This is a genomic window from Sporomusa sphaeroides DSM 2875 (assembly GCF_001941975.2).
Taxonomy (GTDB): domain Bacteria; phylum Bacillota; class Negativicutes; order Sporomusales; family Sporomusaceae; genus Sporomusa; species Sporomusa sphaeroides.
The window spans coordinates 3,474,642-3,497,606 of sequence record NZ_CP146991.1 but is presented as its reverse complement, the minus strand read 5'-3'; the positions used below and the strand labels follow the sequence as shown (position 1 = coordinate 3,497,606).

Here is a 22,965-nt window from a genome sequence, read left to right as displayed (position 1 = left end):
CAGTTTAGTGTGATTTCTTAATGAAGTGAGATAATGCAAGCTGAAAATACGGGGAACCCTGGCACGCATTGCATCGCGGACGAAACTCATCAAGAAATAAATCAATTTCAGCTTGTGTTGCCGCAAAACTATTGGCTTGTTTGCTTCTAAGCTTGGATAGATTTTTCATTACCAGCAGTTTTTGTGGTAGATAGGGTAATGAATAAATATTATCAATATCGATTAATTCAAGCTGAAGATCGCTTTTTATAGGATAAATCATGAAATTCCCCAGCCAGGGATCCAAGTGTACCAGATTATGATTGACTAACTTACTCCAGATGACAGCGATCTTTTTAATAAGCATTGTCCGCAGTTGGAGATCACTGCTGTTTTTTGATAAATAGGTATATAAATCTATGCCCGGAACTTCCGGGGTTACAAAGATGCTGTCAACTAACCATGCATTTCTTCTCATCGTTAATGACAGTACCGGTTTAGCTGTTGCTATATCAGCATGCAGTAATTTCATCCCTATTTTAAAACATTTAAGGGCATCTACCGGCCTGAGCATATTTTTGATGACTTTGGAACTATTCCGGTAGGCATAGTTTTTCAGGTAATAGGTCTGGTTGCCAAACTTCATCCGGAATACCCTGGCTTTTGTTTCCTGAATCAGTTCGAAATCCTCTTCCTGTTTAAGCTGATCAGGATTTATCCAGACACAATCAATAATTTTTTCCGCCAGCTTATGAGGTAAGTCGTCCTGATAGTATAGTTTAATAGCAGAATTATATTGCTCACTATGTAGTTTTGTATTCATTTCATCTCTCCCTGTTTGAAAGCACATTTCAAAAAAATATCTTTTTACCCTTAGTTAACACCAAATTGGCATTTTAATTTTTAATTAACTCGATATGGATTAGGGGAATCCTTCGCAGATTTACGGCTAGTAACTTTGATATAGGCAGATCTGTAATTGACACCAAATTTAAATTCAAATAAAATGGCTCTAGCTGTATATGGACAATCCGGGTGGAACATTTATGGCAGAAAGCAGCTAGCAGAGCGACAAGTCGACACAGTGATGTAGGGGAGGTCATGTTGTGCCATATAAAAAAATTCTTATAAGTAACCGGGCGGGAATTGGGGATACGGTGTTAACAACACCGGTATTAAAAGCTTTGAGAGAAAAATTTCCTGATAGTAAACTCACGCTGATGATCTCTGACTATGCGCTGCCAATAGTTGATGGCCTGCCTTTCGTGGATGAGATTATTGCTTATAATAAAAAGAAACATAGTGTATTAAGTATTGTTAAGAAAATTTGGAAGTATGATTTGGCTTTATGTCTGGACTTTAAATATCGTACTGCGCTTATGGCATACTTGGCCCGTATACCGATTCGAGCCGGCCTTAGACATAAAAGGAAATTTTTTATGACCAATCCCGTAGAACGGGATCTCAACTATGAAATGATATATGAACCCTATAATTATAGCAACATTATCAAAAACAGTACTGGAATTACGCTAGAAGGTGATTTATCCAGATTGTACATTGGTCCGGTGGATGAGAAAGACAGAATTTATGCCGAACACCTATTGCAAAAACATGCGATTAACTCAGCACGCGGTTTTATTGCTATTGCTCCATTTACCTCCTGGGCTCCTAAAAACTGGCCACTAAGCTATTATAATGAACTGATACAACGGCTTAAAACTAAAAATCCGTCCTATGAAATTGTTTTGATTGGTGAGGCGGTAGATGCCGCCAGGACTGATGCGATTACGGGTGCAGTCAGCTTCTTGGGGCAGACAACACTCAAACAAATGGCCGAAATCATCAGACGATCAAGTTTGTTTATTGGTGGCTGCAGCGGACCTATCCATATAGCGGCAGCAGTAGATACCCCCATAGTCGGGATTTATGGACCGACTTCGGCAAAGCATTGGGCACCTGTAAAAAAAAGTATTATTTTAGCTCAGTGTGAAAAATGCAGTCCCTGCGACGGACGTATATCCTTTTGTGACAAAGAGACATGTTTAAAAGCCATTACCGTGGATAAGGTATATGAAGCTTGCAACAAACAATTCTCAAAAAATTATTTATAATGGGTTAACTCTCTGTAAAAATTGTCCAAATCCTTGCAGTAGCGCTCTAAAGAAAATTCCTGCACCGCTCTTGCATAAGCGTTATTACCTAATGTGACAGCCAACTCAGGGGTTTGTAAACAGTGAATCACTTTTTCAGCGAGTATTTCAGTGTTGGGTAGTTTGGGTGACCTGAGCTCCTTGGTACGCCCATCTACTACAGCCTTAGGGAGACTATTTGTTCCTTTTTGGCGTTGAATGGGTTCTGTACAATCGACTAAAAAACCGGTCTTGCCGTCAATCACAGTTTCTGCAATTCCGTCAACATTGGAGGCGATTACCGGCTTTTTTGCCAGGGCGGCTTCGATAGCAACATTGCCAAAGGCTTCTCTAAACGATGGAACCACCACGACATCCAGTTGTTTCATTAAATGATAGGCATTTTTCTGATAGCCTAAAAAATATATTTGGTCGTTGATTCCCAGAACTTTTGCTTCCGTTTCCAGGGAAGAACGCATGGGGCCGTCACCAATCACAATAAAGGCAGTGTGCGGAACCGCTTGAATTACTTTTGGAATCATTCTTATAAAAGCTTCCGCCCCTTTAGGGTTGTTTAACCGGCCTACAAACCCGACTATAGCAGTAGTTTCACTAAGCCCCAGTTCAGTTTTCAATTGAGCCGGGGCTTCTGTTTGCTCCGGCGGTAGTGGAATTCCATTGTAGATTACCTTGGCATCAATGTTACATTTTCGCTCTAACATAATTTTGGCAGCATGAGAATTGCAGATGTTGGCATTCACTAATTTATTTGTCCATTTAATCAATTGTGTTGAAGACGTGTTCCAAACCATTCCGTGTTCATGCTCAATGATTAATGGGACTCCGGCCAATTTTGGCAAAATCCTTGAACGCAGCGGGAAACGCAGTTGGTTATGAACATGTAAAATATGAATATCGTGTTTTTTTGCAAAATTTAGAAATGAAAATATATTCCAGGGCCATAGGCGGGTAGTAATCACAGGAATGCCCAGGCTGTTTAATTCTTCATATATCGGCTTGCTAATCCGCAATGCACAGACATGATGGCGGATTTCACTCGAAGTTGATTTTGCGAGTGTCAAATAATCCAATAACTGCTTTTCCGCACCGTATCTAATTGCCAGGTGAGCCATGTGTAATACATTAATTTGCATTGTTCTTCTCCTCATAAACTTCAATCTCAGCTAAGCCTACATTACTTCCTTCAGCTGATTCAACCGTTAATTTAAACCAATTGATTTTTTTAGCAGAAAAACTAATTTCACAAGCGCTGCCATTATTCGGCAGCGGCCCGGTTTTGATCAAACTACCATCGCTGAATGTAAGGACCGCGCCGGTAATATGATCATTCAAATTTGGCCGGTCATAAAGAACAATCTTATTAATGGTATAGGTTTGGAGCCAGCTTAATTGAATCCATGCCCCTGAGGTTTCTCCTTTTGTTGCCCATTCATTAGTGGGAAAGCGTGGATAACCATCGGCAATACCATCAATTGCTTTGATTCCAAGCTGATTGGTTGACTCATTCTCAGAAGAAACGCTAACATTTGCTAAACAGGCAATATTAGAAAAATCCTTTTTCCAGAAAATCTCGTCTCTTTTTACATAGGAGTACAGGTACTTATTATTAGCTGCAGGTTTCTGGCTGCGATACTTACTTATGGTTATATATTTCTTGTTTTTTAACAGCGGAACTTTTTGCATATTCATGGGCAGCAAAAAGATTTCACGTTTTTCCCAATCTAATAATGTATGGGTATCCAATGTATTTGGTTTGGAAAAGGGAGTAAGAAAACCATTTTTAGGGTTGCGTGCCGGCCAATGATCATCGCCGTCATGGGAATGGATGAGATATTCATACATAATTGGCGAAAATTCAGGATTATTGCGTTTAAGGTGAATGATTGACTCAACTGTAAATTTATACAACATGAAATGATCAGGGTGGGTATCATAAAGTGATGTAACGAAAATATAGTCCGGTCTGCATTCCTCAATAATTTCTTCCATGTCCTGACGGAAGGTCGCCCGGTTGTAGGTTCCATGAACACCATGCTTTTGATAATGATATTCCGGGGTCTCAGGGGTACTATATGTTTGAGTGTCGACGTAGGATGAAACCACTGTAGTATCTGTTTCAGCGTTATAAAGCTTGTTCATGAAACTATTGCTGTTCTTTTCCGTATCACCATAGCCTAAAAAGATGATATTAGAAGAAGGCAACCCTAAATATTCCATGGCTTTAAGGGTTTCCCTGATGCGGGTTAGGCCGGCTTTCCGTCCTTTTTTATCACCATTGGAAATTACCGCAACTTTTATGTCAGCACCGTTTGTTAAAGCATGTTCGATAATGCCCGAACACATTAAAGCCTCATCATCTTCATGCGGGGCTAATACCAATATTTTTTTACCTCTGGATAAAATTAAATTTGGATTAGTGAAATCATAAAATAACACCCTTTCGGGTTGTATGTCGTAAGCTGTTTCTTGTGTTTGCTGGCGGTATTTAAAATAAACTAATCCCCCAACAAGTAAAATAGAAATCAAAACCAAGAATATTGTTAACAAAATTTCACTCCTTGCTAAACGGTATATTAGAATAAATTCTTACAAATCATGTAATCTTAATATTCTATATTAATAATGGGAATCCTTTTGCTTTTTTGTAGTATAACAGCCTCATTTTATTGGCAGTTTCTGTGTTTTAGTGTATAATTAAGTCTAACATAAAATACGCCCCATATATAATATATGGGGCGTATGCAATTCAGTTGTGTTGATGGTAGTAATTGCATTTCGAAAATAGGAGGGAACTAATAATAAAATGTAGAAAACACAAGTTATCGTACAGCTTAATTTGCAAAACTACCTAAGAACCGAAATGATTATTGTGAGGCGAAATTATGCAAAGGCGATTTCCAATGTTACGCAAGCTAATACTACTAATAGGCGATATGGGGATATTATTGTTATCAACATATTTGGCTGTTGCTATAGTCTTTTCATATTACACACCTAAACCTGATGCTACGATTTATTATACTATGTCTCCGGTGATGATTATAACAGCAGGTATTTTATTTAATATTAATGGTTTATTCACACTTTCACGAAAAAGATATAGTGAGTTGTTGTTAAGCTTAGCTGTAACAATATTTAATCTTTTCATCATTATGATGGCTGCCAGTTTTTTTCTGCGAGAATTTGCTTATTCACGCAGTGTGTTAGTTGTTACCGCTGTTTTGCAATTCTTACTACTGGCTCTTTGGAAATATATGTTTTGGCGAATTGAAAGGGCGAGAATCAATCCCCGAAATGCACTTCTAATTGGCAGTGAAGCGGAATGTGTTAGGCTTATTACCAGGTTAAACGCCCAACCACAGTTAAATTACAAGGTGAGATATATATGCAATAATTATGAAGATGATCCCTGGCAAAAAATTGCAGAAACCATTGATTTAATTATTGTTTGTTCTGATATGGGATTAAAAGATAAAGCGGAAATAGTCCACTTTTGCCATAAACATGGCAAGCAGGTATTTTTAATTCCTGACGTGTATGAATTGTTTTGCAGTAGTGTGGAACTAGACAAAATTGACGACATTCCTGTGTTTTGCCCCCGATATCTAAAACCCAATCTTGAACAACGCTCTTTAAAACGTATCATGGATATCTTAGTTTCTGCTATAGCACTCTCGGTATTATGTCCGATTATGCTATTGATAGCTATTGCAATAAAACTTGATAGCAGGGGCCCTGTTTTTTACAGCCAAATTCGCACAGGGCGCGATGAGAAACCATTTAAGGTATATAAATTTCGCAGTATGAGACAAGACGCTGAAAAATGGTCAGGTCCGGTTTTGGCAACGGAAAATGACCCTCGCATTACAAAACTAGGAAAATTTTTCCGCACTACTCGCTTAGACGAGCTGCCCCAGCTTTTTAATGTATTAATGGGAGATATGAGCATTGTGGGACCCAGACCGGAGCGACCCTTCTTTGTCGAACAGTTTAAAGCGGAAATCCCGGAATATTTGTATCGCCATAATGTTAAACCAGGCATTACCGGATTGGCACAAGTGAATGGTAAATACAATACCACACCCTATGACAAACTTATTTATGATTTGATTTATATACAAAAGTGCAATATAGTAACAGATTTGGTTATTATGTTGCAGACAATACGAGTTTTGATGATCAAGAGCAGTACAGAGGGTGTAAGAGAGAAGGGTGAAAAAGTTGATTTGTCCAGATACGAGATCAATGAGATAGGATGAGTTTTCGCTGAAAGAAGGATTTGCGATATACTAAACAAAGAATAGGAATTATTCGATTAATTAACAGGAGAATGGAATGCATCTAGAACAGGAACAATGGACAAGTATTATTAAACCAAGTAATGGATGGTTTGATATTGATTTTAAAGGACTTTGGCACTATCGTGATTTAATTGCAATGATGGTAAAACGTGATTTTGTGGCTTTTTATAAACAAACCATCTTAGGGCCACTATGGTTTTTACTGCAGCCGTTACTTACTACTATTGTATTTACTATTGTGTTTGGCCAGATTGCTAAATTGCCAACGAATGGGTTGCCCCAAGTCTTATTTTATTTATCGGGAACAGTTATGTGGAATTACTTTGCGGCTTGTTTAAATACTACCTCTAATACCTTTGTGGCCAATGCTGGTATTTTTGGTAAAGTGTATTTTCCCAGGCTAGTTATACCTATTGGCGTGGTGATTACCAATATGTTATCATTCGGAATTCAATTTGCACTATTTTTAGCGCTACTAATCTTCTTTATGCTCCAGGGGGCAGCAGTTGCTCCTAATTTATGGATCTTAGTTACACCACTTTTGGTACTGCAAATGGGCTGTTTGGGGCTAGGGTGCGGTATTATAGTGTCTTCTATGACGACCAAATACCGTGACTTATCGTTATTAGTTACTTTTGGTGCTCAGCTTTGGATGTATGCCACACCGGTAGTATATCCAGTTTCCATGGCAAGTGGATTCATGAGCTGGGTTTTAGTCCTTAATCCCATGACAGCGATTATCGAAATCTTTCGCTACGCCTTTCTTGGAGGGCAGATGATTCCTTTATGGTACTGGCTTGTTAGCGGTGCAATTACCGTAATTTTATTCATGGTTGGTATTATTCTATTCAGTAAAGTTGAGAAAAACTTTATGGATACAGTGTGATAAGTGAGGATATTATGTCAGATACAGTGATAAAGGTTGAGAATTTGTCAAAGCAATATCAATTAGGTACTATTGGTTCCGGTACGTTGTATCGGGATTTGCAGAGTTGGTGGGCGAGGCTTAAGGGTAAAGAAGACCCGAACTCAAAGCTAGGTCAATGGGATGTGTCACAGATAGGCGAAGATAACAGCTTTTGGGCGCTTAGAGATGTCTCATTTGAGATTAATCAAGGAGATATTGTTGGTATTATTGGTCGCAATGGAGCGGGCAAATCTACGCTTCTTAAGATATTATCGCGTGTGACGGGGCCTACTAGTGGGCAGATAAAAATAAAGGGTAGAGTGGCAAGTTTATTGGAGGTTGGTACAGGTTTTCATCCGGAACTGACTGGGAGAGAAAACGTATATCTAAATGGAGCTATTCTAGGTATGCGTAAGGCTGAGATAGATCGCAAATTTGACGAGATAGTAGACTTCGCGGAAATATCTAAGTTTATAGATACTCCTGTAAAAAGATATTCATCGGGAATGTATGTACGTTTAGCTTTTGCTGTAGCTGCGCATCTAGATCCTGAAATTCTTATTGTCGATGAGGTGCTGGCTGTAGGGGATATAGAGTTTCAAAAAAAATGTTTAGGCAAGATGAAAGATGTAGGCCAACAGGGAAGAACTGTATTATTTGTTAGTCATAACATGGTTGCTATTGAACAATTATGTTCTAGTGCGATTCTGATCGAAAACGGGCAAATAAAAAGCAAATCCTTTACGGTTAGAGATATTATTAAGGATTATTTATATAAAAATGAATATAGCCAATTTACGCTATGGGAGAATAAGGAGAAAGAATTTAGCAATCCTTATTTTTATCCTGTAAAAATGTATATTGGTGATAAAGATGGTAAGTTACTACCAACCCCCATACGGAATGATCAAGATGCTTTCATTTTTATAGAAGCTCAGATTAAGAAGATTGATAAAGCATTGACAGTTGGTTATGCGATATATACAGATAGTGGTGAGTGTTTATATTGGTCATATCAGACTGACGAGAGCGAAGAAGAATGGCCAACACTAATAGTGGGCTCAAATGTTTTGTATTCGAATCTGCCTAAAAGGCTTTTAAATGAAGGGAAATATAGAATTGAATTAATTGGGGGAGTGCATTTTCGAAAGTGGTTATTTCAGCCCTTAAAATCACCGCCAAGTATTTCCTTGGAAATTGTAGGAGGTTTGAGTGATTCTCCTTATCTATTATATAAGAGACCTACAGTTTTAAATCCAATAATTAGATGGAATTCTTTTAACAGAAAGGTAGAGTAACATATATATGAATTCATTTTTTTTAAAAGACAGGCATGGTCAAAAAACCTTTGCTCAGTGTGGTGAAGATATTATAGTAGCATTCATATTTCATAGCCTTAAAATTGATAAACCTACCTATTTTGACATCGGGACTAATCACCCAATTCATTTGAATAACACTTATTACTTTTATAATAAGGGTTCAAGCGGAATATGTATTGAACCTGATCCAGACTTGTTCCCAGCAATAAAAAGAACTAGAGGTAAGGATATATGTTTAAATGCGGGAATTGGGATAGGTGAGGAAACCGAAGCAAATTTTTATGTTATGTCAACTAATACACTGAATACATTTTGTCAAGAAACGGCATTACGTTATGCTTCATACGGAAAGCAACAGATAAAAAAGGTTATTCCAATTTCACTCATTACAATTAGTGAAATATCAAAGAAGTATTTTGTTCCAGATTTTATATCGCTGGATGTAGAGGGGTATGAGTTAAGTATTTTGAAGTCGATTGACTTTAATATAATTCGCCCCAAAGTGTTTTGCATAGAGACTCTTTCATATACTGAGGACAAAACTGAAAAAAAATTGGATGATATTATTGATTATATGTTGCAGCAAAGGTATTTTGTTTATGCTGATACTTATATTAATACGATATTTGTAGATGAGAGTATTTGGAAAAATAGATAGAATCTGCGGATGGGAACGAAAGAGGGAATGTTATGGAATGGGAATATGCTAAGGCGCAAGTAAAAAAAGTACCAGGAATTAGCTTAGTTTATCAGAAACTTTTGTCTATGATATTACCTATAAAGAAAGCATGCCGCTTCTATTATGAATTCTCCCATTACAACAAAAAACTCTTTCAACAAAATGGAAACAAACTTCGTTGGTCAGAGAGACATCCATGTTTAAATGATTGGACATCAACAACTGGCTTCGATTCTCATTATATTTACCATCCTGCATGGGCAGCTAGAATTCTAGCTGTACAAAAGCCAGAAAAACATATTGATATATCCTCAAGTCTGGCTTTTATCAGTATAGTTTCGGCGTTTATTCCTGTGGATTTTTATGATTATCGGCAAGCAATTTTACAGTTAGGCAATTTACAGTCAAAAAAAGGCGATTTACTAAACTTACCTTTCGAAGATAAGACTGTACATTCTCTATCGTGTATGCATGTAGTAGAGCATATTGGTCTAGGGCGATATGGAGATATGATTGATCCATGTGGTGACTTAAAAGCTATTTCGGAACTGAAACGAGTATTAGCTGTAAACGGTGACCTTCTTTTTGTTGTTCCTATAGGGAAGCCTAAAACTATGTTTAATGCGCATCGAATATATTCATATGACCAAATTATTGAAGTATTTTCTGAATTTGAGTTAAAGGAGTTTTCGCTTGTGCCAGACTTGCATATTAAGTACGGCTTTATTAGAAATGCTACAAAGGAAATGGCAAATCAACAGAACTACGGATGTGGGTGCTTCTGGTTTAGGAGGAAAAATTAATGGCACTGGTTGGTTTACAAAACGAGACAAATCGTAAAACATGGATTGAGACGAAGTTGCAAGAGATCCCAGATGGATGCCTTATACTCGATGCCGGAGCTGGTGAACGAAAGTTTAAGCCGTATTGCACACACCTTCGCTATGTTTCGCAGGACTTCGGGCAATACAACGGTTCCGGAGATAACAAAGGTTTACAGACTGGTTCATGGAATCAGGATAATTTGGATATTGTTTCTGACATTATCAGTATACCAAGACCTGATGCATCCTTTGATGCTATTATGTGCACAGAGGTATTTGAGCATCTTCCGGATCCTTTATTAGCGTTGAAAGAGTTCTCACGATTAATTAAACCACAAGGTGTACTATTACTTACTGCTCCGTTTTGTAGTCTAACACATTTTGCTCCTTTTCATTTCGTGTCTGGGTTTAATAGCTATTGGTATGAAAAACATTTGCCTGCATATGGATTTCATATTATTGAACTTGAAAAGAATGGAAATTATTTTGAGTTTTTAGCTCAGGAAGTGCGAAGAATTGATGGAGTCGCAAATAAATACACAAACTGCAAAGCTAATCTATTGGAACGTTGGATTGAAAAGCAACTGTTGAAACGGCTTGATAGATTAAGTCGCCAGGATACGGGGTCAAACGAAATGTTGTATTTTGGCTGTCATGTGTTTGCTAGAAAGGAATAGTAGATGGTAATTGTCCAGTTAAACGGCGGATTAGGAAATCAGATGTTTCAGTATGCTTTAGGTAGGTACTTATCTATTAAACTAAATACTACTTTTAAACTCGATACCTATACATTTCGGGGGGACAAGCTTCGTAAGTATGAGCTTGACTGTTTTAATATTTCTGAGGGATTTGCAACTGCAAGCGAACTTGCAGCACTTCGACTTGATGGATGGAAGCAAAAACTAAGAGTATTGATGGGAAAAATTGGAATTGATAAAAAAACAATTGATTTAACAGTTGTAAGAGAAAGGCAATTTCACTTTGATTCTCTTGTTTTGGAGATGGAAGGAAATTTATATTTAGCAGGTTATTGGCAAAGTGAGAAATATTTTAAGGCGATAGAGGATGTTATCCGACAGGATTTTTCTTTAAAAGCGGAAATGAGTTATGAGAGTCGAAGCTTAGCAGAAGAAATTACTAGAAATGAATCTATATCACTTCATATTCGGCGTAGCGATTATGTAACAAATCCAGAAGCTAATAAAGTACATGGCGTAATGCCAATAGAGTATTACAATAAAGCGATGGACTATATAGCGAGAAATAAAAGCGATGTAAAATATTATATCTTTTCTGACTGTCTTGCGTGGGTACGTCACCATTTTAGTAGCAGCTCTAATATAGTTATTGTTGATCATAATGATGGAGAACATTCTTATGAAGATATGATACTGATGAGTATATGTAAACATAATATCATTGCTAATAGTTCATTTAGCTGGTGGGGGGCTTGGTTAAATCAAAATTCTAAAAAAATAGTAATTTCTCCGGAGCAATGGTTTAGAGTAAAGGACTATGATACTAGGGATTTAATTCCTGATAAGTGGGTGAAGCTATAGGTGTGTGGAATAGCTGGAATCATTAGCAATAATACTCGGATCGAGCTATATGAGGGAGTCTTACGCAAAATGCTTACGTCTATTCATCACCGTGGCCCAGATGATGAGGGGATAGCACTTATTGGGAATTGTGCATTGGGACATCGGCGATTAAGTATTGTAGATTTGTCTACGGGAAAGCAGCCGATGAAATGTGCTAAATGTGCTAATCATATTGTTTTTAACGGAGAAATTTACGGTTATAAGAATATTAAGACTGAAGTGCTTGAGTATCCCTTTAAAACCCAATCAGATACCGAAGTAATTTTAGCTTTATATGCAAGAGATAATGTTGCTTGTTTAAAAAAAATACCGGGTATGTACGCGTTTGCTTTATGGGATGAAGAAAACAGAACACTTTTTGCGGCCCGGGATCGTTTCGGTGAAAAACCATTTTTTTACGCCATGGGCGAAAGTGGAGAATTTATTTTTGCATCTGAGATCAAAGCGATTTTGGCTTCTGGCTTAGTGCAACCCAGAATAGACTATCACTCTCTAGCACATTATTTACAGCACTTGTACGTTCACCCATATCAAACGATATATGAAAATATTTATACATTGCCTCCGGCACACTACTTGAAATATCGTCAAGGAAACTTAGAAATCCAGCGTTATTGGAACTTGCCAACAACTGATAATTCAATAACCTTGGACGATGCCTGTAGTGAATTTAAGCGTTTGTTTTCTTGTGCTATTGAGAAGCAACTGGTGGCTGATGTGCCAGTAGGGGCATTTTTAAGCGGTGGATTAGATTCTAGTACAGTGGTTGCTGTTGCTAGTAAATATAAAAAAGATTTACATACATTTTCTTTTGGCTTTGAGGATGGTTTTAATGAAGGACCATATGCGATGGAAATTGCTAACAAATATAGGACAAAACATCAAGAATTAACTGCTAAAAATGTAGATATTGGCGAAATGCTCTTAAAGATGAATGAAGTGTATGATGAACCTTTCGCGGACTCTTCCAATATTCCTACTTATTTACTATCGAAATTGGCGAGTCAACATATGAAAGTGATTCTTACCGGTGATGGGGGAGATGAGTTACTAGGAGGATACAGTTGGTATAAGTCATTATTAGGTTTGGATAAGGCTAAGGGTGATCATTTGCGTTATTTTACGCTACGAATTGCAGCTAGAATAGCTGCACAATTGAAGCTTAAGCAATATCAACGATTGTCTATGAATCTACAATGTGAAGTATTCAAAAGAAAGTATGATAATATAATAACTGCTCATGCAGCACAAAACACATATTTTAGCGATGATGAGTTAAAGAGAATTTTTAGACCGGTGTCACGGGAAAAATTAAATGATGATAATTACGATCGAATTAAGTGTGAACAAAATATATGTAGTCCAGAAAAGAATATCAATGATGTATTAAAAATGGATTTGCTTGATTATATGCCAGGAGATATTTTAGTTAAAATCGACCGTGCATCAATGGCCAATAGCCTTGAATTAAGAGCACCGTTTCTAGATGTGGATTTTGCTTCATTTTGTATTTTATTGCCACATTCCATGAAGCTAACCAAGGATGAAGATAAGATAGTATTAAGGAAAGCCTATCAGGCAGAATGGACGGAAGCTATAAGAACCAGATCAAAGCAAGGATTTGGTGCTCCCGTAGGACAATGGCTTAAACGCTCATCAGTAATCAAATTAAGAAAAGAATATTTAAATAATAATAAATCTAAGATATTTGAAGCTGTAGATTATAATGAAACGCAAAAATTGGCACAGGAAGACAATTACAAAACTTGGATATTATTAGTAACGGCGCTTTGGTTTGATAAGAACAGTTAGATTAGAAAGCGAATGCTTTCGACATTGAAAGGTGATTTTTTCTTTGACCTGCGAAACATTTATAAACGTAATGAGGTGGAGCAGTGTGGAACAGTATATGTTAGAATGGGAAACTGACCTTGCAAGTAAATGTCCAAAAGTAACTGTACTTATGTCAGTTTACAATGGAGAACAATATTTAAGAGAAGCTATTGAGAGTATTTTAAAACAGTCGTACAAAAATTTTGAGTTATTGATAATTAATGATGCAAGCACTGATACTAGCAGAAGCATTATTCAGTCATATTCTGACCCTCGTATTCGATTGATAGATAACGAAGTTAACTTAGGACTGACAGTATCCCTTAATAAGGGGATTGCGTTATCACAAGGAGAATATATCGCACGAATGGATAGTGACGATATTAGTCTGGACGAACGTCTGGAAAAACAGGTTCAGTTTATGAAAGAGCATTCGGATATTGGTGTTTGCGGGAGTTGGGTCGAAACTTTTGGTGTAAGACATGAGATATGGCAATATCCTATTGAACATAATGAAATTACCAGTAGGCTTTTATTTTATAATAGCTTAGCTCATTCTACGGTTATTTTCCGTCGTAATCTGTTGTGCAAATTGGGATTATGCTATAACGAAGAGTATCGATATTCGCAAGATTATGAACTATGGATTCGTTGTTCAGGAGTTGTTAGGTTGGCAAACATTCCAGAACCATTGGTAAAATATCGTTTATCAGAAAACCAAATAGGAAGAAAGCACAATGATGCTCAAATCCACTTTGCTGATAGGGCTCGTAAATTGCTTTTATCTCAGTTGGGAGTTGAATTAACTGACGAATTTTACGAAATTCACAAAAACATATGTAATAGAAAGTTTCCCGTGAGTTTGGTAACTCTAAAACGTACACAAAAATGGTTGAGAATTTTATCAATAAAGAGTTTTAGCGTTGGTTCTGAAACTGTACATGTTAGAACGCTTGTAGATGTTTGGTTTTCCTGTTGTATAAATGCTATTGGAACAAGATGGCTCGCTTTGTGGGGATTCTTGACGTTGGGATTAAGTGAGCAAAAGAGAGCGACTTTTTATAAACGTAGTATACAGTTGCTATTAAACTGTATTAGGTGAGTAGGGAGAGTTTATATGGATAAGGTACAATTATCTGTAGTCGTTTGTACTTTCAATCGGGTTAACCTATTGGAAACATGTATAAAGTCTCTAGTATCTCAAACTTTAGCTCAACAAATATACGAAGTTATAATTGTTGATAATAATTCAACTGACGATACTAAATTAGTGTCCCAAAGTTTTTGTGACCAATACCCTAACGTCAGAATGGTTACAGAGTTTCATCAAGGTCTTAGTCACGCCAGAAATAGAGGGTGGCTTGAGGCTAAGGGAGAATACATCGCTTATATTGATGATGACGCTAAGGCATTTCCAGATTGGTGTGAACAAATTGTAAGCTTTACTCAAAGACAGCCTAGCATTAAAGTTTTTGGAGGCCCTTACTACCCATTTACCTTAAAATTACCTCCAGATTGGTTTCCACCTGAATATGGAAAATTTGAAATTTGTTATGAGGAGCGAGAAATTGATGTAAAGTATGAATGGATCTGCGGTAGCAATATGACATACCATCGTAGTATATTTAATAATGGAATATCTTTCGATGTTAATCTTGGTATGAAAGGCAGTGCACTTGCATATGGAGAAGAAACTCACTTAATGTTAGTGTTAGCCAACAGTGGACATACGATTTATTACGTCCCAAGTATTAAAGTATATCACCTTATTGCTTCATATAAAATGGCGCTATGCTGGTTATTGAAATCTGAGTATAACTGTGGGAAATGTTCTAATAAAATATTTTCTTTAGAACATTCAGTGTGGGACTATCTGTTAATTCTATTAAGGAGTTTTGTTAGTTCTTTTCGGCTTTATATAAGATATCGCCGGGAACCTTTTAGAAGAAGAGTTTACTATTCTTTTCGGAATTTTTTTTATACTGTAGGCGGGATTGCGGACAAATTATTTTCGAAGTAATTTCATAATATATGAAATGATTTTTAGATAGATAGGATTTATAGATTAAATAAATTTATACAATCACGTAGGTGAAAAATGAAAAAATTACTTTTTTTAACAGGAAATATTTTTCCTTGTATCGCTGGAGATTCGATTTTCTCTGCTGGAATTGTAGATATTTTATCTGAATTATATTCTATAGATGTTCTTGCGTTTGGTGAAAAAGAAAAGATAGAAAAGGACGAAAATTATCTTAGAATAAAAGATAAACTTTCTTCAATCAGAATAGTTAAATACTCAACTACTCTAAAACATGACTATTTATTGTATTTCAAATATGGAAATCGAATACATATGGATACAAAGAATATGCAAGATCAGTTCCAATATTTACTAAATAGTAATAATTACGATTATATTATCATAGATCATCTACGTATGTATTCTATATTTAAGTCTGCAGAGTACCTGATTGATCGAACCCAAACTAAAATAATCCTATTAGCCCATAATGTAGAATACAAGAATTTAATAGAAAACATAAAGTATGTAAATAACTGCAAAGAAAAACTAAAAATGGGAATTTTTAATTTTAATTTAAAATCATATGAAAAAAAAGCAATTAAGAATGTAGATTATTTATGGGGATTATGTCAAGAAGATGTTCTAGAGCTTAAAGCGCTTTCAAATGAAAACAATAAGGTTTCAAGTATTATTCGTCCTTATTTTGCATTTCCTCAAATTAAAAATGAGGAAGAACTATTACAGCCAACTTTTAATCTTTTATTTCTTGGAAGTATGTCCTGGTATCCTAATGTTCAGGGCGTTCAATATTTTATTGAGAATATATTCAATAAATTATTGGAATTAGATAATAGATATAAATTATATATTGTCGGAGCAAACCCAGACTATAGAATAAGGCAATATAATTCAGATAGGATAATTGTTACAGGCTCAGTTAAGTCAGTAGATGAATATATAAAAAAAAGCGATTTAGTAATTGTGCCTAACAAGTTAGGAAGTGGAGTGAAGATAAAAGTATTAGAAAGTATTGTAAAAGGGATACCCGTCATTCTTTTTAAAGAAAGTATGGTTGGTTATCCTAATGAATTATTTGCTGGTGGTTTTTGTGTTGAAGATGATAATGAATTTATAAAAAATATTATAGAATTAAACAGTGTTCCAAACCGAAAAGTAAGCTTTATTAAAAATGCCAGAAAGGTTTTACTCCATAAACCCGATATTTATATTGACTGAAAGAAATCATGGAAGTTAAGGTAATACATATATGATACGGAAACAGTATTTTTGGAAAATTAGCATTATCACAGTATGCTATAATGCTGTAAAAACGATAGAACAGACAATTTATAGTGTAGTAAATCAAACGTATCCTAATATCGAATATATTATTATTGATGGTAATTCGACGGACGGAACAATTGATATTATAAAAAAATATGAAGATAAAATTGCTTATTGGATTAGCGAGCCGGATAATGGAATTTATGATGCTATGAATAAGGGCATTGATATTGCGACAGGAGATTATATTCAATTTTTAGGTGCAGATGATGCATTAGTTAACGATTATATTATTGATGAAATAGTTTCAATGATTCATGGAGAAGATATTTTATCTGCTAATATTTTAAACATCAATGATACATTATTTATACAGGCGAAATCGAATAATCATGTTAGCCGAGATAACTTGAACTATAATGGAGAAATGATTCCACATCCAGGGATGTTTTGCAAGAGAAAATTATTTTCAAAGAAAAAGTTTAATATAAATTACAAGATTGCTGCCGATTATGACTTTTTTCTCTTTTTTTTATTTGATCAAAATGTTTCTTTTAAATTTATAGATATTCCTGTTGTGTTTTTTAGTATGATGGGGGTTAGTTCTACAAATAAGAATGGAAATATAGAACATAAAAATATTATGACTAAATATGGCATAAACGTAAATAAAATAGCTAAAAACATTTACATAAAGGGATATATAAAAAGATTATTATCTATATTAGGAATCATTAGACCCATATTACTAAAATGTAATTGGGAAGAACATATATGTACTAACCCTTATTGTAGATGGTGTAAGGGAAAAGGTGAAAAGTATGATTAGTGTAATTATCCATACTTTAAATGAGGAAAAAAATATAAGAAATTGTTTAGAGTGCGTCAAATGGGTAGATGAAATTATTATTATTGATATGCATAGTAAGGACAAAACAGTTCAAATTGCAAAAGAATATACTGATAAAATATTTTTTTTCGAACAAATGGAATATGCTGATCCAGCTAGAAGTTACGGATTAAGTTTAGCAACCAATGAATGGATATTATCAGTAGATGCAGATGAAATTGTTCCTGTCGACTTAAAAAATATATTAATTAAAATCATGAAAGAAAATTATTATGATGCAGTTTCGATACCACATTTCAATTATTTTTTTGGGCATGCTATAATAGGCGGAGACTGCGCACCTCTAGAAAATCCACATATACGGTTTTTCAAAAGAAATATTGTTAGCTATTCTGATAATATACATTCGTTTTTTCAAATTGATTATAAGGCAAAAATTTATTTTATTGAAAATAAGGAGTTATCCTTTATTCATTTTGGCTATATTGATGTTGAACACTTTCTGGAAAAACTTAACAGGTATACTACGATTGAGGCAAAAGCATTATATTTAAAACAATGAAAAAAATATTTTTTATAAATTAGTTATTAAAAATATTAAAGAAGTTTTAAAATTTTTTTTAAAGAAAGGATATAAGGATAAAACATATGGATTAATATATACGTTACTCAAATGTGGATATAATATTTGTGTAGGAGCAAAATATTTTTTAATGAAACAAAGCAAAACGATTGTACCTAGGAATTCAATTATATGTGAATATGATAAAATCGCACAAAAATGTATACAAGAGCATAAAAAAAGGAATAAAAAATATAATGAAGATAAAAGTACTAACTAGATATCCTTGGTCTGTTGTTTATGGTGGAGCCGAGATTCAAGCCCAAAAGTATGTTGAGTATGTATCAAAACAAGGTATTGACATTTCTTTTTTGAATTCACATAATATGGAAGAAAAATATGAAATATTACATATTGTTGGAATGAATTATGCAACAAAAAATATTATTAATTATGCTCATTTGAAAAATATAAAAGTTGTTTTGTCGCCTGTCTTTTTTTATGATGATAAAATAAAAAGATTAGCAAAAATATATATGACCTTATTAAATTTTATAGGCGGGGGCAGAGCGAGAGAGATTCTTTGTAAAGATGCTCTTGACTTAGCAGATGTTATTTTGCCTAATAGTATTTCAGAATTAAATCAGATTAAATATTTATATGGGATAAAAGACTCTAAAAAATTTAAAGTTATTTATAACGGTATTGACTTTGTAAAAAAAGAAGATGTATCTCCTACGCTATTTAAAAACATTTATAATATTAAATCAGAATATATTATAAATGTTGGAATGATTGATGAAAGGAAAAATACACTCAATTTGATAAAAGGATTTTTGTTATCAAAAATCAAAGTTCCTTTGGTTATTATTGGGGATTTTCGCACTGAAAGCGAAGAATATAAAAAAGAAGTGATATCACTTTTTAACAGACACAGTGAAAAAATTATACATATTCCGTTTATTGATGATAGAAATATAATTTATTCTGCGTATAAAGGTGCATTATTTCACGCTATGCCCAGTAAACTTGAAACCCCAGGCTTATCTAATTTAGAGGCTGTGAGTTTAGGTTGCAATGTTTTGGTTGGAGATTGTCCCCCGATTAGAGAATATTTAAACGATATTCCATATTATGTTGATCATAAAGATGTAAATGATATAGCTAAATCTATGCTTAAAATTGTAAATGAAAAACGAACAATAAGAGATGGAGTTGTAAGTCAATATTATTGGAATTCCATAGCTAAAAATCTTATTGACATATATTCAAAATTGTAGTTTTAGGATGATTGAACATGTATGGATTTAAAATGGTTATAATTGCACATGATTTCCCGTATCCACCTAATAATGGTGGTAGGGTTGATATGTGGACGAGAATAAAAGCCTTACATTCTCGTGGAGTTAAAATTTTTTTGATAACATGGTTGGATCGTGAACCTAGTCAACAAGAATATCAAGAAATAGGAAAATATGTAGAACGGATAATAGTGTATAGGCGTTGCCATAATATCGCTAATATTATATTAAGTAAATATCCATCTTATATTGTGGATCGACGAATATCGGGTTTAGATATGGAAAATTTGAAAAGTGAACTGTTATTATTTTCACCACAAGTTTTATTATTAGATGGAATTGCAGGAAGCATATGTGCGTTGGAAATAATGAATTTATTTAGTGAAAAAATAATATTTGTATATAGATCCCATAATGTAGAGTATTTATATGCAAAAGCCTTGTATATGTCAGAGAAAAATTTGGCGTATAAAGCAGTAAGATATATTAACATAGACAGAGTTAAAAAAATAGAAAAGTTTATTAGAAATCAGAGCCATATAATATTTGAAATATCTCAAGATGATTATGAGCGTTTAGATATGCCCAATAATGTTTTTTTACAAAATCCTATTATAGATGATAAGTTTACTGAGTCTAAAAGTTATGAATTTGACATCCTGTTTATTGGTGGACTATGTTGGCCTAACAATATATATGGGTTGAAATGGTTTGTAATAAATTGTATTCCTTATTTGGAAAAAGAGTATAAAATTGTTTTTGCTGGAAGTAATCCTTCAAAAGAATTTATTAAGTTTTGTGAAACTTATAAAATTGAAGTGTTACCTAATCCCAAAGATATAAAAGAGGTTTTATCAAAAGGAAAAGTCCTAATAAATCCGATTTTTCATGGCAGTGGCGTGAACATTAAAATATTAGAGATGTTATCAACAGGGAAGTCAATTGTATCAACAAATAAAGGTGTTAGAGGAATTTCTAAAGATATACTTTCATTTATCAAGTATACAGATAATGCGGAACAATTTTCTGGGTATATAGAAGAAGCATTAAAAAAACCAGTTTATGATTTATTGCAAGTTCAAAAGTTTCGCAAAATATATTCCTCTGATAATATAGACAATATGTTGGAAATGATAAGTCTATATGCAAGGGATGAAAAAGAATGAATATAAATTTATCTTACAATAAACTAATATTTTAATTTTAGGTGTGGTCTTTTCATGAAACACTTTGAAGCTGACTTAGTCTCTGTTGTTATGCCCATGTATGATAGTGAGGACTATATTGAAAAAAGTATTCAATCAGTAATTAATCAAACGTATCCATTTTGGGAATTGATTATTATCGATGATCAATCAAAGGATAAATCTGTAAGTATTGTTGAACGCTATACTAAAGCAGATAAAAGGATAAAATTAGTACAAATGGCTGCAAATGTAGGTGTAGCTGAAGCGCGAAATAAAGGAATTCAGTCAGCTAAAGGGAGATACATTGCCTTTTTAGACAGCGATGATCTATGGCTGACAAGTAAATTAGCGCAACAAGTTGAATTTATGCGAACTTATCAGGTGCCTATGTCGTATACGCAATACCGCCAATTTACAGATACGGCAGATAAACCGGGAAAGCTTATTGATGTGGAAGCTCGAATTGGTTATAGAGAATTGTTAAAGGGAAATTTAATCGGCTGTTTAACTGTTATGATTGATAGAAAGTTTGTGCCGGATATTCACATGCCGTCACAACGACATGAAGATTATATTACCTGGCTTAGCATACTAAAAAAAGGATTATATGCTTATGGTTTGAAAGAAGATTTAGCAAGATATAGGAAAAACTTGAATTCTTTAAGCGGGAATAAGTTTAAAAGTTTAAAATGGACATGGAATGTGTATCGAAAAAGTGAAAAGCTGTCCTTTGCAAAGTCTTTCTACTATTTTTGTTACTATGCACTAAAAGGATTAAGGAAGCATTTTTAATTGGCCTTACCACGTGACAGTTTAAAACCTGCTCATAAAGCATGATAATGTCGTGCCAAGGCTGGCGATTGTTATGTATATTTACCAATGAGTGTAGGGGTAAGCGGAAAGAGTTCCATGGACATAGCTGAAATTATAGGGCGCATTCAGTTGGGCGAAGATAGTAGTCCGCAAATTAGAGTGACGATTTAGCGTAGTGTGTGAAGGTATGATGCTATTTGGCCGAAGTACTTTGTTAAATACAATGATTGGGGAGAAGAATTTTATGCAAAAAAGAGCACTTATCACTGGCATTACTGGTCAAGACGGAGCCTACTTAGCGGAATTTTTACTGGAAAAAGGCTATGAAGTACACGGTATCAAGCGTCGCACTTCACTATTTAATACCGATCGTATCGATCATATTTACAAGGATCAGCATGAGGATGATGTGAAATTTTTCCTGCATTACGGTGATATGACTGATTCCACTAATCTCATTCGGATTATCCAGCAGGTACAGCCGGATGAAATCTACAACTTGGCTGCTCAAAGTCATGTGCAGGTGTCTTTTGACACACCTGAATATACGGCCAATGCGGATGCGCTGGGAACGCTGCGTATACTGGAAGCCATTCGTATCCTTGGCTTAGAGAAGAAAACAAAATTTTACCAGGCTTCCACCAGCGAACTCTATGGCCTGGTTCAGGAGACTCCGCAAAAGGAAACTACGCCATTTTATCCGCGCAGCCCGTATGCGGCAGCAAAACTATATGCCTATTGGATTACTGTGAACTATCGTGAGGCCTATGGTATGTATGCCTGTAATGGTATCTTGTTTAACCATGAGTCACCGCTGCGTGGAGAGACGTTTGTTACACGTAAAATAACCCGTGCTGTTGCGCGGATTAAGCTGGGTATGCAGAATAAACTATATCTTGGCAACCTGGATGCCAAACGCGACTGGGGCTTTGCCAAAGATTATGTAGAAGCTATGTGGCTGATTTTGCAGCAGGAGCAGGCTGAAGACTTTGTCATTGCGACAGGACAAACGACGAAGGTTCGCGATTTTGTGGAACTGGCATTCCAAGAAATCGGTATAGAGATACTATGGCAGGGCAGCGGTGTCGAGGAGAAAGGGATAGATAAAGCCACTGGCAAAGTTCTTGTTGAGGTGGATCCTCGTTATTTTCGTCCTACAGAAGTAGAGTTGTTGTTAGGCGATCCTAGTAAAGCCAAAGTTAAATTAGGCTGGGAGCCAAAGACTACTTTGGATGAACTTGTATCAATGATGGTACGGGAAGATTTGAAAAGTGCGGAGCGGGATGTTCTTTGCGAAAAAAATGGTTTTGAAGTACGGCAATATAATGAATAGTCAGGTGAGT

At 35.1% G+C, this 22,965-nt stretch carries 21 protein-coding genes; 18 read left to right on the top strand and 3 right to left on the bottom strand.

All coding sequences use genetic code 11. The features are described 5' to 3' along the window. Positions 1-4: 4 nt before the first annotated feature. Complete coding sequence (locus tag SPSPH_RS16410; RefSeq protein ID WP_075757167.1) at positions 5-802, bottom strand: hypothetical protein; 798 nt, start codon at positions 800-802, stop codon at positions 5-7. Between the two features lie 283 nt (positions 803-1,085). Between SPSPH_RS16410 and waaF the strand changes: the two genes are divergently transcribed. Beyond that, positions 1,086-2,093 carry a lipopolysaccharide heptosyltransferase II gene (waaF, locus tag SPSPH_RS16405; protein WP_075757168.1) on the top strand — a complete coding sequence of 336 codons (1,008 nt, stop codon included), beginning with the start codon at positions 1,086-1,088 and terminating at the stop codon, positions 2,091-2,093. On the opposite strand, the gene SPSPH_RS16400 is transcribed toward waaF, so the two are convergent. Continuing rightward, on the bottom strand, positions 2,084-3,265 hold the full coding sequence (locus tag SPSPH_RS16400; protein WP_075757169.1) for a glycosyltransferase family 4 protein: 1,182 nt from the start codon (positions 3,263-3,265) through the stop codon (positions 2,084-2,086). The two genes, waaF and SPSPH_RS16400, sit on opposite strands and share 10 nt — an antisense overlap. Continuing rightward, positions 3,255-4,679, bottom strand: a complete 1,425-nt coding sequence (locus tag SPSPH_RS16395) for a DUF7402 domain-containing protein (protein WP_075757170.1) — start codon at positions 4,677-4,679, stop codon at positions 3,255-3,257. The genes SPSPH_RS16400 and SPSPH_RS16395 overlap by 11 nt, the downstream gene beginning before the upstream one ends. A gap of 353 nt (positions 4,680-5,032) precedes the next feature. Here SPSPH_RS16395 and SPSPH_RS16390 point away from each other — a divergent pair, with 353 nt between their 5' ends. The 17 genes from SPSPH_RS16390 to gmd all read left to right on the top strand — a co-directional run bounded on the left by SPSPH_RS16390 (position 5,033) and on the right by gmd (position 22,955). Next, the gene (locus SPSPH_RS16390) at positions 5,033-6,391 is read left to right on the top strand and encodes a sugar transferase (RefSeq protein ID WP_233139153.1); all 1,359 of its coding nucleotides are present in this window, start codon (positions 5,033-5,035) and stop codon (positions 6,389-6,391) included. Positions 6,392-6,467: 76 nt separating this feature from the next. After that, positions 6,468-7,319, top strand: coding sequence for an ABC transporter permease (locus SPSPH_RS16385; protein WP_075757172.1), 852 nt, complete (start codon positions 6,468-6,470; stop codon positions 7,317-7,319). A 14-nt stretch (positions 7,320-7,333) separates the two neighbouring features. Beyond that, entirely contained in the window at positions 7,334-8,638 is a 1,305-nt protein-coding gene (locus SPSPH_RS16380) for an ABC transporter ATP-binding protein (protein ID WP_075757173.1), read from the top strand. Between the two features lie 7 nt (positions 8,639-8,645). Beyond that, on the top strand, positions 8,646-9,320 hold the full coding sequence (locus tag SPSPH_RS16375; protein WP_075757174.1) for an FkbM family methyltransferase: 675 nt from the start codon (positions 8,646-8,648) through the stop codon (positions 9,318-9,320). Between the two features lie 32 nt (positions 9,321-9,352). Then, positions 9,353-10,144, top strand: coding sequence for a DUF268 domain-containing protein (locus SPSPH_RS16370; protein ID WP_075757175.1), 792 nt, complete (start codon positions 9,353-9,355; stop codon positions 10,142-10,144). Next, positions 10,144-10,842 carry a class I SAM-dependent methyltransferase gene (locus SPSPH_RS16365; RefSeq protein ID WP_075757176.1) on the top strand — a complete coding sequence of 233 codons (699 nt, stop codon included), beginning with the start codon at positions 10,144-10,146 and terminating at the stop codon, positions 10,840-10,842. The genes SPSPH_RS16370 and SPSPH_RS16365 overlap by 1 nt, the downstream gene beginning before the upstream one ends. 3 nt (positions 10,843-10,845) lie before the next feature. Beyond that, the gene (locus SPSPH_RS16360; protein ID WP_075757177.1) at positions 10,846-11,724 is read left to right on the top strand and encodes an alpha-1,2-fucosyltransferase; all 879 of its coding nucleotides are present in this window, start codon (positions 10,846-10,848) and stop codon (positions 11,722-11,724) included. Continuing rightward, positions 11,725-13,578, top strand: coding sequence for an asparagine synthase (glutamine-hydrolyzing) (gene asnB, locus SPSPH_RS16355; protein WP_075757178.1), 1,854 nt, complete (start codon positions 11,725-11,727; stop codon positions 13,576-13,578). A gap of 85 nt (positions 13,579-13,663) precedes the next feature. After that, complete coding sequence (locus SPSPH_RS16350; RefSeq protein ID WP_075757179.1) at positions 13,664-14,701, top strand: glycosyltransferase family 2 protein; 1,038 nt, start codon at positions 13,664-13,666, stop codon at positions 14,699-14,701. A 15-nt stretch (positions 14,702-14,716) separates the two neighbouring features. Continuing rightward, complete coding sequence (locus tag SPSPH_RS16345) at positions 14,717-15,619, top strand: glycosyltransferase family 2 protein (RefSeq protein WP_075757180.1); 903 nt, start codon at positions 14,717-14,719, stop codon at positions 15,617-15,619. Positions 15,620-15,697: 78 nt separating this feature from the next. Next, positions 15,698-16,861 carry a glycosyltransferase gene (locus tag SPSPH_RS16340; RefSeq protein ID WP_075757181.1) on the top strand — a complete coding sequence of 388 codons (1,164 nt, stop codon included), beginning with the start codon at positions 15,698-15,700 and terminating at the stop codon, positions 16,859-16,861. Between the two features lie 31 nt (positions 16,862-16,892). Continuing rightward, positions 16,893-17,738: a glycosyltransferase family 2 protein gene (locus SPSPH_RS16335; protein WP_075757182.1), complete on the top strand. Its 846-nt coding sequence runs from the start codon at positions 16,893-16,895 to the stop codon at positions 17,736-17,738. Further along, positions 17,731-18,321 carry a glycosyltransferase family 2 protein gene (locus tag SPSPH_RS16330; protein ID WP_338735920.1) on the top strand — a complete coding sequence of 197 codons (591 nt, stop codon included), beginning with the start codon at positions 17,731-17,733 and terminating at the stop codon, positions 18,319-18,321. The genes SPSPH_RS16335 and SPSPH_RS16330 overlap by 8 nt, the downstream gene beginning before the upstream one ends. Positions 18,322-18,578: 257 nt before the next feature. Further along, positions 18,579-19,601, top strand: a complete 1,023-nt coding sequence (locus SPSPH_RS16325) for a glycosyltransferase (RefSeq protein ID WP_075757184.1) — start codon at positions 18,579-18,581, stop codon at positions 19,599-19,601. 17 nt (positions 19,602-19,618) lie between these two features. Then, complete coding sequence (locus SPSPH_RS16320; protein WP_075757185.1) at positions 19,619-20,788, top strand: glycosyltransferase; 1,170 nt, start codon at positions 19,619-19,621, stop codon at positions 20,786-20,788. Between the two features lie 54 nt (positions 20,789-20,842). Continuing rightward, positions 20,843-21,601, top strand: coding sequence for a glycosyltransferase family 2 protein (locus SPSPH_RS16315; RefSeq protein ID WP_075757186.1), 759 nt, complete (start codon positions 20,843-20,845; stop codon positions 21,599-21,601). Between the two features lie 265 nt (positions 21,602-21,866). Further along, the gene (gene gmd / locus SPSPH_RS16310; protein ID WP_075757187.1) at positions 21,867-22,955 is read left to right on the top strand and encodes a GDP-mannose 4,6-dehydratase; all 1,089 of its coding nucleotides are present in this window, start codon (positions 21,867-21,869) and stop codon (positions 22,953-22,955) included. The last annotated feature ends 10 nt before the right edge of the window (positions 22,956-22,965 follow it).